Source organism: Agrobacterium sp. 6Ca8 (genome assembly GCF_055382765.1).
The window spans coordinates 2,365,969-2,381,514 of record NZ_AP026433.1; the positions used below are offsets into that span (position 1 = coordinate 2,365,969).

Sequence of the window (15,546 nt, forward strand, 5' to 3'; positions counted from 1 at the left end):
TCCGAGTAAAAGAGCCCTAATTACGAGAAAGACTTCGCGAAGCTATCAAGAGCGCCCTTGAGCTTGCTCTTGGTATCGTCGCTGATTGCCTTTTCCGTGCGGATGGTGTCGAGGATCGCCTTGCCTTCCGAGCGGAGGTAGGAGAGCAGACCCTGCTCGAACTTGCCGACCTGCGCGACCGGGATCTTGTCGAGATAACCGTTGACACCGGCGAAGATCACCGCGACCTGCTCTTCCGTCTTGAGCGGAGAGAACTGCGGCTGCTTCAGAAGCTCGGTCAGGCGGGCACCGCGGTTAAGCAGGCGCTGCGTGGAAGCGTCAAGGTCCGAGCCGAACTGGGCGAAGGCGGCCATTTCGCGATACTGGGCAAGTTCACCCTTGATCGAACCGGCGACCTGCTTCATCGCCTTGATCTGGGCGGCAGAGCCAACGCGCGAAACCGACAGGCCGACGTTAACGGCCGGACGGATACCCTGGTAGAACAGGTCAGTTTCAAGGAAGATCTGGCCGTCGGTGATCGAGATCACGTTGGTCGGAATGAAGGCCGAAACGTCGTTGCCCTGGGTTTCGATGACAGGCAGAGCCGTCAGAGAGCCAGCACCCATTTCGTCGGAGAGCTTTGCAGCGCGCTCCAGAAGACGGGAGTGAAGGTAGAAGACGTCGCCCGGATAAGCTTCGCGGCCCGGAGGACGGCGCAGCAGAAGCGACATCTGACGGTAAGCAACGGCCTGCTTGGAAAGGTCGTCATAACCGATGAGGGCGTGCTTGCCGTTATCACGGAAGTATTCGCCCATGGCGCAACCTGCAAACGGTGCAAGGTACTGCATCGGAGCCGGGTCGGAAGCCGTGGCAGCAATGATGATCGAATACTGCAGGGCGCCGCGCTCTTCCAGAACCTTTACGAACTGGGCAACGGTCGAACGCTTCTGGCCGATAGCAACGTAGACGCAATAAAGCTTGTCGCCTTCCGGACCATTGTCGTGAATGGCCTTCTGGTTCAGGATCGCGTCGAGAATGATCGCGGTCTTGCCGGTCTGGCGGTCGCCGATGACGAGCTCGCGCTGGCCGCGGCCAACCGGGATGAGGGCGTCGATAGCCTTGAGGCCGGTCGACATCGGCTCATGAACCGACTTACGCGGAATGATGCCGGGAGCCTTGACGTCAACGCGCGAACGCTTGGCGGCGTTGATCGGGCCTTTGCCGTCGATCGGGTTGCCAAGGGCATCAACGACGCGGCCGAGCAGCTCCGGGCCAACCGGAACGTCAACGATAGCGCCAGTCCGCTTTACGGTGTCGCCTTCCTTGATGGCACGGTCGGAACCGAAGATAACCACACCGACGTTGTCGGCTTCGAGGTTGAGCGCCATGCCGCGAACGCCGCCAGGAAACTCGACCATTTCGCCGGCCTGAACATTGTCGAGACCATAGACGCGGGCGATACCGTCACCGACGGAAAGCACCTGACCGACTTCCGAGACTTCCGCCTCGTTGCCGAAATTTTTGATTTGATCTTTCAGAATTGCGGAAATTTCCGCGGCGCGGATATCCATCAGCCAACCTCTTTCAGTGCAAGCTTAAGGGTGGAAAGTTTGGTGCGAAGAGACGTATCGATCTGGCGAGAACCAACCTTGACGATCAGGCCACCGAGGATCGAAGGATCAACGGTAACGGAAACCGTCACATCCTTGCCGGTAACGCTCTTCAGCGCCGCCTTCAGTTCAGTTTCTTGCGCTTCGTCGAGCGCATGTGCCGAGGTGACCTCGGCGGTAATTTCGCCGCGATGGGCAGCAGCAATGGAGCGATAGGCGCGGATCATGCCGGGAACGGCAAACAGACGGCGGTTATTCGCAACGACCTTGAGGAAATTGACAGCAAGACCGGCAAGACCGGCCTTCTCGCAGATTGCGGTGATTGCCTTGAACTGATCCTCGGCGGAAAACACCGGGCTCGCAACCAGACGCTTCAAATCGTCACTTCCATCGAGAAGTGCGCCGAACCTGTCCAGATCGGCTCCAACTGCCTCGACCGCACCCGCTTCCAAAGCAAGCTCGAAAAGCGACGATGCATACCTTTCGGCTACACCGGATGTTCCATGGGAGGTATCTGCCACGGGCACTTTTTCCCTGCTAATCGTCCAAGAACATCAGCGAGGGGGATCCTCCGCATCAAATTCTTGAAATCGTTTCAATTTCCCCGAAAAAGACCGGAATTCCCCCCTGCCTTTTCCCAATTTCGCGGTCCGTCTAGCATAGGACGCCGGGACTCGCAACACGCGTAATAGCGGAAAGCGCCGTTTGGGCAAGGGGGAATGCGTTTAAATTTTCCGATTCCGCCCAGGATGCGCCGTAGGTGCGGCACAAAAGCCAAAAAGCCCGTCTCAGACCAGTCCGAACACGTAGCTCAACGACAGTGCAGACAACAGAAGGTGTACAACCAGAAGTATGAAATTCCGCACTGTTGCGCCTCCATCCGAGAGAATGGAGAGAATGCCGCCGAACACGCTGAGACCGAAAGCCGCACCGAAGGCGAGATAGACCATGGGCTGTGCCAGAAGCAGCGCGGAAGCACCGAGGCCGAGATAAAAACCGGCAAGCGACGAGCGCACAAGCGCGTAACCATCCCGGCGCTCGCCGATCGCCTGCAGACCGAAGGCACGCAGAGTAACGCCTGGTGCAAACATGAAAAAGAGGCCGATCACGACCGACACCACCGCAGCGCCGAAGGCCAGCTGCTCGCCGAATTCGGCGGGAAAATAAAACTCCATCTCGTTCCCCAAATCATTTTTGCCTGCTGCGTTATGACACGGTCATGACAGCGGGAAAACGTCCCCATTGATAAAGTTCAAAGGAAACTTTGCGGATCGATATCGAGCTGCACATGCACGCTGCCGCGTTCCTTCGGGCCATTGGCCAGAAGCGTTCGAAGGAAGGATTGCATGTCGGAATTGCGCCGCCCATGCACCAGCAGGCGAAAACGATGCCGGCCACGGATAAGCGCCAGCGGCGCTTCCGCCGGGCCGAGCAGCATGATACCCGTAACCTGCGGTGCTGCTGCCCTTAAACCCCGCGCATGGGTTTCGGCCTCCGCACGCGTATCGGCGGAAACGATGATTGAGGCAAGCCGTCCGAAAGGCGGAAGAACGGCTTTTTCCCGCTCCACGATCTCCCTTTCGTAAAAGGCAGATGCATCGCCGGACACGATTGCCTGCATGACAGGGTGTTGCGGCTGGTAGGTTTGCAACAGGCCGTGGCTTTTCAGCCCGGTTCGCCCGGCGCGACCGGTCACCTGCGAGAGCAGCTGGAACGTTCGCTCGGCTGCGCGCGGATCGCCATTGGCAAGCCCGAGATCGGCGTCGACAATACCGACAAGCGTCATAAGGGGGAAGTTGTGCCCCTTGGCAACCAGCTGCGTGCCGATGACGATGTCCGCCTCTCCCTTGACGATCGCCTCCAGCTCCAGACGCAGCCGCTTGACGCCCATCAGGTCAGAGGAGAGCACGATGGTGCGGGCCTCGGGAAAGTGTTTCTCCACCTCCTCGGCGATCCGCTCTACCCCCGGCCCGCAGGCCACCAGATGATCGAAGGTGCCGCATTCCGGGCAATGGTCCGGCGTCGGCTCGTTGTGACCGCACTGGTGGCATTGCAGTTGATTGCGGAACCGGTGCTCCACCAGCCAGCTCGAACATTGCGGGCACTGGAAACGGTGACCGCAGACCCGGCAGAGCGTCAGCGGCGCGTAACCGCGACGATTGAGAAAGAGCAGGGACTGCTCGCCCTTTTCGATGGTTTTGCCGATGCCGCGCAGGAGAACCGGCGAAAGAAACCCTCCCCTTTCCGGCGGATGGCGACGCATATCGATCAGATGCAGATCGGGCATCGCCGCATCGCCGAAGCGCGTATGCAGATGGATGGTATTATAGCGGCCAGAACTGCCGTTGACCTGGCTTTCCACTGACGGCGTGGCGGAGACCAGCACCACCGGGAAATCCCCGATCCGGGCTCTGACGACCGCCATGTCGCGGGCATTGTAAAAGACGCGGTCTTCCTGCTTGTAGGCCGGGTCATGCTCCTCATCAACGATGATGAGGCCGAGATTGTCGAAGGGAAGGAACAGCGCCGAGCGCGCGCCGGCGACCACCTTCACCTCACCCGTCACCGCCTGTCGCCAGACCTTTTCGCGCATGCGCGGCGACAGGTCAGAATGCCATTCCGCCGGCTTGGCGCCGAAGCGGTCGTGAAAGCGATCCAGGAAGGCCGCCGTCAGCGCGATTTCCGGCAACAGTATGAGGACCTGCTTGCCTTGTCGCAGCGTTTCCGCCACCGCCTCGAAATAGACCTCGGTTTTGCCGGAGCCGGTCACACCATCAATCAGTGAAACATGGAAACCACCCTTGCGCACATCCTCGAGAATTTCCGATGCCGCCTGTTTCTGCGGGCCTTCCAGTCGCGGCTCGGCATAGTCAGGATCAGGCTCGGCCACAACGGGCGGCGCGGGCAGAAAAACCGTCTCGAATACGCCCTGCTTGACCAGACCATCGACAACGCTGGTAGAAACGCCGGCGGCATGGGCAAGGCCACTCTTCGTCCAGCCATGGCCCTCGGCCGCCAGCTCCATCACTCTCTCGCGCGCGGGAGTAAGCCGCTCCGGCCTGCCTTCGGTCAGCCGCAGCCCCTCGATCATGGGTTCGGGATCGAAGGCGGCGGGCGCGCGTAGGGCCATGCGCGCCACAAGGCCGGGCGGAGAAAGCGTGTAAGCGGCAACCCAGTCGATGAAGCGCCGCATTTCCGCTTTCAGCGGCGGGCACTCGAAACTCTTGGTGATGGGCCGCAGCTTTTTCGGATCGACGCTCTTCTCTCCTGCATCGTCCCACACCACGCCGAAGACCTGCCGTGGTCCAAGCGGCACCTGAACGATGGAGCCGGTCTCCACCACCATATCGTCAGGCACGGCATAACTGTAGGGTCCAGGCGCCGGCATCGGCACGAGAACGGGCACCGTGCGCGTGAGCGACGGCGGGTCGAACAGAGCCCCAAACAGATCGGACGAATCTTTTGCCATGATGTGGCGAACATGCCCCGGCGGAATGAAAAAGGAAACCGCCCGGATGTAATGGCTGACCCCGGTAAAGTCCACGCCAGATGCGAAGCCCAGGCGCGAGCCTTAACCAAATACTGACCATAAGGGCATAGCGTTGGGAGAGGAATGGAGCGCCCCGTGACCGAAATTCTGACTTTTGCCACACCCGATCTCTTGAACGAGCGCCAATCCTGGCTTGCCGCGATTGCCGGTGAACGCCGCCTTGCGGACAATACCGTCGAGGCCTACGAGCGCGACACTCGCCAGTTTTTGACATTCCTCACCGGTTACATCGGCAAGCCAGCTTCAATCGCCGATATCGCCGATCTGCGCCCGGTCGATCTTCGCGCCTTTCTGGCCAGTCGTCGCAGGGAAGGCGCCGGCGCACGCTCGCTGGGGCGACATCTGGCGGGCCTGCGTTCCTTTCTCCACTATCTGCAAAAGAAAGGTATGGTGAATGCGGCCGGGGCCACCGCCATGCGCTCGCCGAAACAGCCGAAATCTCTGCCGAAACCGCTGACGGACCGGCAGGCGCTGAAAATAACCACCACCGAGGCGCAATTGAATGAAGAGCCGTGGATTGCCGCCCGAAACGCTGCGGTTCTCTCGCTTCTTTATGGCTGCGGTCTTCGCATCTCCGAGGCGCTCGGGCTGGCTCCGGCCGATTTCACGCCCGACGCCCGCAGCCTTCGCATCACCGGCAAAGGCAACAAGACCCGGATGGTGCCTTTGCTGGCGGTGGTAACGGAAGCGGTTGAGGCCTACAAAAAGCTCTGCCCCTATCATCTGGCTGCCGACCAGCCGCTATTCCTCGGCGCGCGCGGCGGCAAGCTGCAACCTGCCATCATCCAGCGCGAGATGCAGAAGTTGCGTGGCGCTTTCGGCCTGCCGGAAAACGCCACACCGCATGCGCTGCGCCACTCTTTCGCCACCCATCTGCTGGCCGGCGGCGGCGACCTGCGCACCATTCAGGAACTGCTCGGCCATGCCAGCCTCTCCACCACGCAGATCTATACCGGCGTCGATACCGCAAGATTGCTTGAAATCTACGATAATGCCCACCCGCGCGCATGAAGCAGGAAATGCTTAACCATAGTCATTAATCAGACGTCCAAGCCGCCGTTCTATAAGTGGACTAGAACCGGATGGTACCTATGCAAAGCCTGATAAAGCCACAAAATCTCACCGCCACCCTGATGGGCAAGACCGGCGACACCCTGCTCTGGTTGCTCGCCGCGCTGCACGTCACTGCTGTCGCAATCCTCTTCGCAACGTTGCTATCGTTGGGTGAGGCGCAAGCCGCCGAACAGGAGATAAGCTGCACGGGCAGCGATATTCTCGTGGAGATGCGCAAAAGCGACCCGCGGGGCTTCGCGAAGATCGAACAGGAAGCGGCAGCTATCCCGAACGGCAAGGGCAACTTCTGGCGCATCGAAAAAGCTGGAACGGCGCCGTCCTTTCTTCTCGGCACCATGCATGTCACCGATCCACGTGTTCTCGGCATGCCAGCCGCCGCAACACCCGCGTTTGAAAAAGCCGCGACGGTCATCGTGGAATCGGACGAAATCGTCGATGACAAGAAAATTGCCGCATCGCTGCTGACAAGACCCGACCTCACCATGTTTCTGGATGGCAAGTCGATCACCGACATCCTGTCACCCGAAAATGTCGCACGCCTTGAAAAGGGTCTTAAGGAGCGCGGCATTCCGCTGAGTGCCGTTTCGCGCATGAAGCCATGGATGCTGTCGAGTTTCGTCGCCCTTCCCGCCTGCGAATTTGCCCGCAAGGCCACTGGCCTGTCTTTCCTTGATAAGAAGCTCGCTGAAGATGCGGTCGCGGATGGAAAGCATCTTGTCGGGCTGGAGACTATGGTGGAGCAGCTTACGGCCATGTCTGAGCTGCCAATGGAATTTCATCTGCAAGCGCTGATCGAAACGCTCGAATTGGGCGACCGCATGGACGACATCATGACGACCATGACCGATCTTTATGTCAGCGGTGATATCGGCATGACCATGCCCATGCTGAAGAGCATCGATCCCAAGAAAGCGTCTGAAAATGACCAGGGCTACGCCGCCTTCGAGCAACGCATCATCACCGATCGCAACCACGTCATGGCGGAGCGATCGGCCCCTGAGCTTGCCAAAGGCAATGTCTTCATGGCCGTCGGCGCTTTGCACCTGCCGGGCGAAGAAGGCGTAATTGAACTCCTGCGTGCGCAGGGCTTTACCCTCACACGGGTCGACTGATCACTCGTCTCCGGCCTTGACGGGGCGGACATTGGCGCAAAACGGCCGCATCGTCGCCGGCACGATGCGACGATGAAACGGCCCGACGACGAAAAGATAGAGACGCCCGAACAGGTTCTTGCGCCGGACGATAGTAGTGACCTTCACGATCTGCCGACCAGGCTCCTGTTCCACATCGACGACGATACGGAAATCGAGATGGTTGTCGTCGAAGCCGAGCACGGTCCGGTCCGCAGTAGACGACAGCACGGGAAATCCGCCCGCCGAAGTACCCGCCGCCAGCTCGACCGTTCTGAGACCGAAAAGCGATACGAGACGGTTTCGAAGCGCCATAAGGCCGCTGATCCATGCCGGAGGATGATCGAGGAGAAGTCTGCTCACATCGAGGGAACTCGATGCGGCCGTCACCATCTCTCCTTCAAAGCAATCCCGCCAGTCCGCGCCCGGCAATATGTCTTCGCTATCCCGCATCCCATAACCTCATTGCCCCCTTGTGTGGCGAGGCTCATCATCACTATTTCCAATCATCCGGGAACGTGACAAACCGCCGCTAATGGCAATTCGAGCGGGTTTAGCTTCAGAAAATACGAAGAGACAAAGAGATAGAGCGTTTTCGCTTTCGGAAAAGCGGGAATGCGTTAGCCGTGCGTCATACGCTTCAGAACATTGGTGCGCCAGTAGAACTGATGAACCAGAACTGCGGCGACGTGGCCGGCGATCAACACCCACATCAGCCCCTTGAACGGCCCGGAATGCAATTCTCCTGCTACTCGCGCGCCGAAATAATAGGCCGCAATGCCCGACAATGGCAGGGCAAAAAACAGCGCGTAAAAGGTGAAATGCGCGACCTTCGCGGCGATTTGAGAAGCGCGCGGTTCATTGGCGGGATGCGGCGGCACACCCTGGAAAAACCGCAGACAGAGGCGCAGAACCGCAAGGGACAGGACGGCAAAGCCGACATACGCGTGAATATTGGCCGAGGAGATCTGGTCCGGCGTCAGCGTTTCACCCCGCCGCATCAACCGATACGCATGGGCCATGCCGTCCGGAAACAACAGGTTGAAAAAGATCAGAAGCGCCATCGTCCAGTGAAGGCTACGCTGCGGAACGGAGAAGGAAACTTGAGTGGAGGACGCCATTTTATTGCCTTTTATCAAAAGGTTAGACAGGCTATGGCGTAACTATGCTGAACCCCGGCCTGCATTGCAAGCCGGGGTTCCATTCATGGCTGAAATTTAATATTGGCTACAATCACATATGGATCGGCTTGAAGAAAGTTGCCAGCGCCGCTTCCTTCACCGCTTCCGACATGGTCGGATGCGCATGGCAGGTACGGCCGAGATCTTCCGAGGAACCACCGAATTCCATTAGCACGGTGATCTCGTGGATCATTTCGCCAGCGCCGAAACCAACGATATGGCCGCCGAGAACCCGGTCGGTTTCCTTGTCAGCGAGGATCTTCACGAACCCATCAGTCACCTGCATGGCGCGGGCGCGACCATTGGCGGTGAAGGGGAACTTGCCGACCTTGTAGGCGACACCAGCGGCCTTAAGTTCTTCTTCCGTCTTGCCGACGGAAGCGACTTCCGGCTGCGTATAGACCACGGCCGGAATGACATCGTAGTTCACATGGCCGCGCTGGCCGGCGAGAATTTCCGCAAGAGCGACGCCCTCGTCTTCCGCCTTATGTGCCAGCATCGGGCCCTTCACCACGTCGCCGATGGCGTAGATGCCATCCACATTGGTCTTGAAGTGGCCGTCGATTTCGACACGGCCGCGGCTGTCGAGCACGACACCGGCTTCCGCAAGACCGAGACCCTCGGTGTAGGGCTTGCGACCGGTGGAGATCAGCACAACGTTGGCTTCCAGCGTTTCAGCCGCGCCACCCTTGACCGGCTCGAACACCACCTTTGCGCCGGTTCCCGTCTTTTCAACGCCCGTCACCTTGGCACCGAGCTTGAAATCGAGACCCTGCTTGGCGAGCAGACGCTGAGCCTGCTTGGAGACTTCGCTATCCATGCCGCCGAGAATGGTGTCGAGATATTCGACGACGGTGACCTTCGCGCCAAGACGCGACCAGACCGAACCAAGCTCGAGGCCGATGACACCGCCGCCCACCACGATGAGCTTTTCCGGAACCTTGGAGAGCGCAATCGCGCCGGTGGAGGAAACGATGACGCTTTCATCGATATCCACCTGGACGCCGGGAATACCAGCAACATCAGAACCGGTGGCGATGACGATGTTCTTGGCTTCGATTTCCTGGCTCTCGCCCTTGTCGTTGGTGACGGAGACCTTGCCGGCGGATACAACCTTGCCCGTGCCCTGGAAGGCATCGATCTTGTTCTTCTTGAACAGGAAGGCAACGCCGTCGACATTGGCTTTCACCACGCTGTCCTTGTGCCCCATCATCTTCTCGAGGTTCAGCTTCGGAGCGGCGACTTCGATACCAAGCGTATCAACGCCATGGGCCACATGCGCGAAGGTTTCGGAAGCGTGCAGCAATGCCTTGGAAGGAATGCAGCCGACATTGAGGCAGGTGCCGCCATAGGTCGCGCGCTTTTCGATCACTGCGACCTTCAAGCCAAGCTGTGCCGCCTTGACCGCGCAAACATAACCGCCGGGACCCGTACCGATTACCACTACATCATATGCCATGTTTCTGTTCCTGATTGATTGCGGGCAGGATTTTTAACCGCCCTGCTTCCGTTTGACCTGAAACTCAGGCCGCTTTTTCCGTTGCGAGTTTTATACCGAGAGCGATGAAGACCACGCCACTGGTGCGGTCGATCCATTGGCTGGCGCGCTGAAAAGCTGCGCGCATGCGAGGCGTCGTCATGAACAGGCTGACGCCGACGAACCACAGGATAAGGCAGCTTGCCATGACGAGCCCATATCCGAACTTGATGCCAACAGGCGTATGCGCGTGAACCACCGTCGAAAAGATCGACAGGAAGAAAAACACCGGTTTGGGGTTGAGCGCGTTGGCGGCAAAACCGAGCGTGAACGCCTTCAATGCAGTCTGGCCGCTTCTTGCCCGAACACCATCTTCGCCTTCCGCAGCCGGCAATTCGGTCTTGCCTGCGCGCAGCGCCCTGATGCCGATATAGATCAGATAGGCAACACCCAACCACTTGACGATGTTGAAGAGATAGATCGACTGGGAAATGATGAGACCAAGTCCAAGGATCGTATAGGTGACGTGGAACATCAGGGATGTGCCAACACCGAAGCTGGTGATGATGGCCTGCTTGCGCCCATGCACCATGGCCTGACGCATGACCATCGCCAGATCGGCGCCGGGAGAAACGATCGCGAAAAAGAAGATCGCCATCAGGGATGCAAGTTCGATCAGATACTGATGCATGGGAAAATCAACCTCTAAAACATCAACACGAAAAGCATCAGCCCAAGACCGAGCATCGAACCGAGCCAGACCAGCGAGCGGATATAGGGCACACCAGCGAGATAAAGTGGAATATAGACCACCCGGCAGATCAGCCAGATCAAAGCGCCGGTGAAGGCCAGCCCGGACGGATCGCCAGCCATGATGACACCGAAGGCGAGCGCGATGAAAGCGGGATAGGTCTCGCGAAAATTCGCCGAGGCACGCGCGGCGCGTCCGGCAACCCTGCCCTCCGGCTTCTTTTCAGCATCCCGCGGACCGGCATTCCAGTCCAGCCCGAATTCACGCGTTGCCGTCATTCCCTGCAGCGCAATGTGGGCGGCCAGCAGCAGGACGCTGAGCCCGATCAGCGGCAAAAAGGGTGACGCGGCAAGAAATGTCGGCTGCACTTTCGCTCTCCTGATGGCATTTCAGCGGGATCGACTTGAAACCCCGCTGAAACGAAAAGCAAGACCGATCAGAGATCGAGAACCAGACGTTCCGGATCTTCGAGGCTTTCCTTGACGCGAACGAGGAAGGTCACGGCTTCCTTGCCGTCAACGATACGGTGATCGTAGGAGAGCGCAAGATACATCATCGGACGGATGACGACCTGACCACCGATGGCGACCGGACGCTCCTGGATCTTGTGCATGCCGAGGATGCCCGACTGCGGCGCATTGAGGATCGGCGAGGACATCAGCGAGCCGTAGACGCCACCATTGGTGATGGTGAAGGTGCCGCCCTGCATGTCGGCCATGCCGAGCGAACCGTCGCGCGCTGCCTTGGCGAGACGGCCGAGTTCCTTTTCGACACCAGCGATGGAGAGCTGGTCGGCATCGCGAATGACCGGAACGACGAGACCCTTGTCGGTGCCGACAGCCATGCCGACGTGACAATAGTTCTTGTAGATGATGTCCGTGCCGTCGATTTCAGCGTTGACGGCGGGCAGTTCCTTCAGCGCGTGGGTCACGGCCTTGGTGAAGAAGCCCATAAAGCCGAGTTTGACGCCGTGCTTCTTCTCGAAAACGTCCTTGTAGCGGTTGCGCAGATCCATGACGGCGCTCATGTCCACCTCGTTATAGGTGGTCAGCATGGCGGCCGTGTTCTGTGCATCCTTGAGGCGACGTGCAATCGTCTGGCGCAGGCGGGTCATCTTGACGCGCTCTTCGCGAACCTGATCCTGCTCGGCCGAAACCGGACGGGGAGCAGCAGCAGCGACCGGAGCGGCGGCAGGTGCCGAAACACCCTTGGCAACAGCGGCGAGAACGTCGCCCTTCAGAACCTGGCCACGCTTGCCCGAACCGTCGACCTGATCGGCGGAAAGGTTGTTTTCAGCAAGCAGCTTACCGGCGGCAGGTGCCGGCGGCATGGCGCTGCCAGCAGGAGCGGCGGCCACGGCTGCGGCAGGTGCCGGTGCAGCAGCAGGCGCAGCAGGCTTTGCCGCGGGTGCAGAAGTTGCAGCGCCGACGGCACCTTCGGCGATCTGGCCGAGAAGGGCGTCGAGACCGACGGTTTCGCCGTTCTGCACGACGATTTCGGTCAGCACGCCGGAGGCGGGCGCCGGAACTTCGACGGTAACCTTGTCGGTTTCGAGTTCAACGAGAGGTTCGTCGGCCTTGACGGTATCGCCGACCTTCTTGAACCAGGTGCCGACGGTCGCTTCGCTGACGGATTCGCCGAGGGTTGGTACGCGGATTTCAGTGGCCATGATCTAGTTCCGTTATTCGGGTGTCTTTTTTGCGGGGCGATGCGGGAGAGTTCTCACTCTCCCAGCGCGTCTTCCAGGAACGCAGCAAGCTGCGCCAGATGCTTGGACATCAGGCCGGTCGCCGGAGAGGCGGCAGCCGGACGGCCCGTGTAACGGACCTTCTGGTACTTGGCGTCGATATGCGCCAGAACCCATTCAAGGTAGGGATCGATGAACGACCACGCACCCATGTTCTTCGGCTCTTCCTGGCACCAGACCATTTCCGCGTTACGGAAACGGGAAAGCTCGTTGATGAGCGCCTTGGCCGGGAACGGATAGAGCTGTTCGACACGCAGCAGGTAGATGTCGTCAATACCGCGCTTTTCACGCTCCTCGAGCAGATCGTAATAGACCTTGCCCGTGCACATGACGACGCGGCGGATCTTCGAATCCTTCTGCAGCTTGATCGGACCATCCTTGATGACCTCCGCATCGTCCCACAGGAGACGGTGGAAGGAGGATTCGCCTGCAAGCTCCGCAAGCGACGAGGTGGCGCGCTTGTGACGCAGCAGGGACTTCGGCGTCATCAGGATGAGCGGCTTGCGGAAGTCACGCTTCATCTGGCGGCGCAGGATATGGAAGTAGTTAGCCGGCGTCGTAACGTTGGCAACCTGCATGTTGTCCTCGGCGCACATCTGCAACCAGCGTTCCAGACGGGCGGACGAATGTTCCGGACCCTGACCTTCATAACCATGCGGAAGGAGGCAGACGAGACCGGACATGCGCAGCCACTTGCGTTCACCCGAAGAGATAAACTGGTCGAACACCACCTGGGCGCCGTTGGCGAAGTCGCCGAACTGGGCTTCCCAGAGCGTCAGTGCATTCGGGCGGGCAAGCGAATAGCCATATTCGAAACCGAGAACCGCTTCTTCCGAAAGCATCGAGTTGATGACTTCGTAACGGGCCTGCGTCGGCGAAAGATTGGCAAGCGGGATGTAACGCTCTTCTGTCTCCTGATCATAGAGAACCGAGTGGCGCTGCGAGAAGGTGCCGCGTTCGCAATCCTGACCGGACAGACGGATCTTGTGGCCGTCTACGACCAGCGAACCGAAGGCCAGAGCCTCAGCCATCGCCCAGTCCAGCCCCTCGCCAGTCTCGACCATCTGAGCACGGTTTTCCATGAAGCGCTGGATTGTGCGGTGTGCGCTGAAGCCTTCCGGAATGGTCGACAGCTTCTTGCCGATTTCCTTCAGCTGCTTCATCGGCACGCCGGTCTTGCCACGACGCTGCTCATCGGCATTGTCGGCGGCGCGCAGACCGGACCACTGACCATCCAGCCAGTCGGCCTTGTTCGGCTTGTAGGACTGGCCTGCCTCGAACTCCTGCTCGAGATGGGCGCGCCAATCGGCCTTGATCTTCTCGAAATCGCCTTCGGTGATCAGGCCTTCCGCAATCAGGCGGTCGGCATAGATGCGGGCGACAGTCTTGTGGCCACGGATGACCTTGTACATCTTCGGCTGCGTGAACGCAGGCTCGTCGCCTTCGTTATGGCCGAAGCGACGGTAACAGAACATGTCGATGACGACAGGCTTGTGGAACTTCATGCGGTATTCGGTTGCAACCTTTGCCGCATAAACCACCGCTTCCGGATCATCACCGTTAACGTGGAAGATCGGCGCCTCGATCATCTTGGCAACGTCGGACGGATAGGGCGACGAGCGCGAGAAGGCCGGGTTCGTCGTGAAGCCGATCTGGTTGTTGATGATGAAGTGCATGGTACCGGCAACGCGGTGACCGCGCAGGCCGGAGAGGCCGAGAATTTCGGCTACCACGCCCTGACCCGCAAAAGCGGCATCGCCGTGCAACAGGAGCGGCAGCACCTTGGCGCGTTCCGACAGCGGAATGATGTCACCGTCCCATGTCTTGGCAAGCTGGTCCTGCTTGGCGCGGGCCTTGCCCATGACGACAGGGTTGACGATTTCAAGGTGCGACGGGTTGGCCGTCAGCGAGAGGTGAACCTTGTTGCCGTCGAATTCGCGGTCTGAGGAGGCACCGAGATGGTACTTCACGTCACCGGAACCTTCGACGTCATCAGGCTTGAACGAACCGCCCTTGAACTCGTGGAACACGGCGCGGTGCGGCTTGCCCATCACGTTGGTCAGAACGTTCAGGCGGCCGCGGTGAGCCATGCCGAGCACGACTTCTTCCAGACCGTCCTGGCCGCCGCGCTTGATGATCTGCTCAAGTGCCGGGATCAGCGATTCACCACCATCGAGGCCGAAACGCTTCGTACCCTTGAAACGCACGTCGAGGAACTGCTCGTAGCCTTCGGCTTCGACGAGCTTGGACAGAATCGCCTTCTTGCCTTCCGGCGTGAAGTCCACACCCTTGTCGGGACCTTCGATGCGTTCCTGGATCCAGCCCTTTTCTTCCGGGTTGGACATATGCATGAATTCGACGCCGAGCGTCGAGCAATAGGTGCGCTCGAGAATGTCGACCATTTCGCGCACGGTCGCGTATTCGAGACCGAGGACGTTATCGATGAAAATCTTGCGGTCGTAGTCGCTTTCCTCGAAGCCATAGGACTTCGGCGAAAGCTCGTTATAGTCCTCAACGGCGCTGGCGATGCCGAGCGGGTCGAGCTTGGCGTGCAGATGGCCACGCATGCGGTAGGCGCGGATCATCATGATGGCGCGGACGCTGTCACGGGTCGCCTGAAGCACTTCGGCCGGGCTGACGGCCTTGCCGGTATCGGCGCTCTTGGCCTCGGCCTTCGCCTGAACCTTCTTCTCGATGGCCTTCTCGACCGTAGCCCAGTTGCCATCAAGCGCGGATACCAGGTCGCCGTTTGCCGGGATCGGCCAGTTGGCGCGCTTCCAGGAGGCGCCCTTGGCTGCCTTCTTCACGTCTTCCGGATTGTCGGACAACGCCTTGAAGAAGCTCTGCCACTCCGGCGACACGGAAGAGGGATCCTCTTCGTACCGGGCATAGAGCTGCTCGATATAGGCTGCATTCGCGCCGTCCAGAAACGACGTGATCTGAAACTGCTCGTTCGCTTCTTGCCTTGCCATTGTGTTCTTGCGGACTTGTCCGTCCGCCTCCTCGATGCCGTTAGGGCCGTTTATCGGCCTGCCGCTTGATTATTG

The 15,546-nt window shown here is 59.5% G+C and carries 13 protein-coding genes; 2 read left to right on the forward strand and 11 right to left on the reverse strand.

What is annotated here, in order from left to right:
• Positions 1 to 20: 20 nt before the first annotated feature.
• The 4 genes from atpA to ACZ5A6_RS11630 form a co-directional block, all read right to left on the reverse strand.
• On the reverse strand, positions 21 to 1,550 hold the full coding sequence (gene atpA / locus ACZ5A6_RS11615) for a F0F1 ATP synthase subunit alpha (protein ID WP_003516747.1): 1,530 nt from the start codon (positions 1,548 to 1,550) through the stop codon (positions 21 to 23).
• Positions 1,550 to 2,116 carry a F0F1 ATP synthase subunit delta gene (locus ACZ5A6_RS11620; RefSeq protein ID WP_173739219.1) on the reverse strand — a complete coding sequence of 189 codons (567 nt, stop codon included), beginning with the start codon at positions 2,114 to 2,116 and terminating at the stop codon, positions 1,550 to 1,552. The genes atpA and ACZ5A6_RS11620 overlap by 1 nt, the downstream gene beginning before the upstream one ends.
• Before the next feature lie 261 nt (positions 2,117 to 2,377).
• Entirely contained in the window at positions 2,378 to 2,764 is a 387-nt protein-coding gene (locus ACZ5A6_RS11625; protein WP_019566060.1) for an AGROH133_08824 family phage infection protein, read from the reverse strand.
• Positions 2,765 to 2,841: 77 nt separating this feature from the next.
• Entirely contained in the window at positions 2,842 to 5,058 is a 2,217-nt protein-coding gene (locus tag ACZ5A6_RS11630; RefSeq protein WP_003516742.1) for a primosomal protein N', read from the reverse strand.
• Between the two features lie 144 nt (positions 5,059 to 5,202).
• On the opposite strand from ACZ5A6_RS11630, the gene ACZ5A6_RS11635 reads away from it, so the two are divergent.
• Positions 5,203 to 6,150 (forward strand): tyrosine recombinase XerC, encoded by a 948-nt coding sequence (locus tag ACZ5A6_RS11635; protein WP_174060525.1) that lies wholly within the window; start codon positions 5,203 to 5,205, stop codon positions 6,148 to 6,150.
• Between the two features lie 80 nt (positions 6,151 to 6,230).
• Positions 6,231 to 7,325 (forward strand): TraB/GumN family protein, encoded by a 1,095-nt coding sequence (locus tag ACZ5A6_RS11640; RefSeq protein WP_174060526.1) that lies wholly within the window; start codon positions 6,231 to 6,233, stop codon positions 7,323 to 7,325.
• Here the strand turns inward: ACZ5A6_RS11640 and ACZ5A6_RS11645 are convergent, their stop codons facing one another.
• The 7 genes from ACZ5A6_RS11645 to ACZ5A6_RS11675 all read right to left on the reverse strand — a co-directional run bounded on the left by ACZ5A6_RS11645 (position 7,326) and on the right by ACZ5A6_RS11675 (position 15,471).
• Entirely contained in the window at positions 7,326 to 7,796 is a 471-nt protein-coding gene (locus ACZ5A6_RS11645; RefSeq protein WP_013636882.1) for a DUF2867 domain-containing protein, read from the reverse strand. It abuts the gene before it with no gap.
• A 167-nt stretch (positions 7,797 to 7,963) separates the two neighbouring features.
• Positions 7,964 to 8,464 carry a cytochrome b gene (locus ACZ5A6_RS11650; RefSeq protein ID WP_174060527.1) on the reverse strand — a complete coding sequence of 167 codons (501 nt, stop codon included), beginning with the start codon at positions 8,462 to 8,464 and terminating at the stop codon, positions 7,964 to 7,966.
• Between the two features lie 112 nt (positions 8,465 to 8,576).
• Positions 8,577 to 9,983 (reverse strand): dihydrolipoyl dehydrogenase, encoded by a 1,407-nt coding sequence (gene lpdA / locus ACZ5A6_RS11655; protein ID WP_019566054.1) that lies wholly within the window; start codon positions 9,981 to 9,983, stop codon positions 8,577 to 8,579.
• Positions 9,984 to 10,047: 64 nt separating this feature from the next.
• Positions 10,048 to 10,692, reverse strand: a complete 645-nt coding sequence (locus tag ACZ5A6_RS11660; RefSeq protein WP_019566053.1) for a LysE family translocator — start codon at positions 10,690 to 10,692, stop codon at positions 10,048 to 10,050.
• Positions 10,693 to 10,706: 14 nt separating this feature from the next.
• Positions 10,707 to 11,120 carry an MAPEG family protein gene (locus ACZ5A6_RS11665; RefSeq protein ID WP_003516731.1) on the reverse strand — a complete coding sequence of 138 codons (414 nt, stop codon included), beginning with the start codon at positions 11,118 to 11,120 and terminating at the stop codon, positions 10,707 to 10,709.
• A gap of 68 nt (positions 11,121 to 11,188) precedes the next feature.
• The gene (odhB, locus tag ACZ5A6_RS11670; RefSeq protein ID WP_112402900.1) at positions 11,189 to 12,421 is read right to left on the reverse strand and encodes a 2-oxoglutarate dehydrogenase complex dihydrolipoyllysine-residue succinyltransferase; all 1,233 of its coding nucleotides are present in this window, start codon (positions 12,419 to 12,421) and stop codon (positions 11,189 to 11,191) included.
• A gap of 53 nt (positions 12,422 to 12,474) precedes the next feature.
• Positions 12,475 to 15,471 carry a 2-oxoglutarate dehydrogenase E1 component gene (locus ACZ5A6_RS11675; RefSeq protein ID WP_003516728.1) on the reverse strand — a complete coding sequence of 999 codons (2,997 nt, stop codon included), beginning with the start codon at positions 15,469 to 15,471 and terminating at the stop codon, positions 12,475 to 12,477.
• Positions 15,472 to 15,546 lie beyond the last annotated feature (75 nt).

Coding starts and splice junctions, on each gene's coding strand:
- atpA (WP_003516747.1), bottom strand. CDS start 1,550: ATGGATATCCGCGCCGCGGAAATTTCCGCAATTCTGAAAGATCAAATC.
- ACZ5A6_RS11625 (WP_019566060.1), bottom strand. CDS start 2,764: ATGGAGTTTTATTTTCCCGCCGAATTCGGCGAGCAGCTGGCCTTCGGC.
- ACZ5A6_RS11630 (WP_003516742.1), bottom strand. CDS start 5,058: ATGGCAAAAGATTCGTCCGATCTGTTTGGGGCTCTGTTCGACCCGCCG.
- ACZ5A6_RS11635 (WP_174060525.1), top strand. CDS start 5,203: ATGGAGCGCCCCGTGACCGAAATTCTGACTTTTGCCACACCCGATCTC.
- ACZ5A6_RS11640 (WP_174060526.1), top strand. CDS start 6,231: ATGCAAAGCCTGATAAAGCCACAAAATCTCACCGCCACCCTGATGGGC.
- ACZ5A6_RS11645 (WP_013636882.1), bottom strand. CDS start 7,796: ATGCGGGATAGCGAAGACATATTGCCGGGCGCGGACTGGCGGGATTGC.
- ACZ5A6_RS11650 (WP_174060527.1), bottom strand. CDS start 8,464: ATGGCGTCCTCCACTCAAGTTTCCTTCTCCGTTCCGCAGCGTAGCCTT.
- lpdA (WP_019566054.1), bottom strand. CDS start 9,983: ATGGCATATGATGTAGTGGTAATCGGTACGGGTCCCGGCGGTTATGTT.
- ACZ5A6_RS11660 (WP_019566053.1), bottom strand. CDS start 10,692: ATGCATCAGTATCTGATCGAACTTGCATCCCTGATGGCGATCTTCTTT.
- odhB (WP_112402900.1), bottom strand. CDS start 12,421: ATGGCCACTGAAATCCGCGTACCAACCCTCGGCGAATCCGTCAGCGAA.
- ACZ5A6_RS11675 (WP_003516728.1), bottom strand. CDS start 15,471: ATGGCAAGGCAAGAAGCGAACGAGCAGTTTCAGATCACGTCGTTTCTG.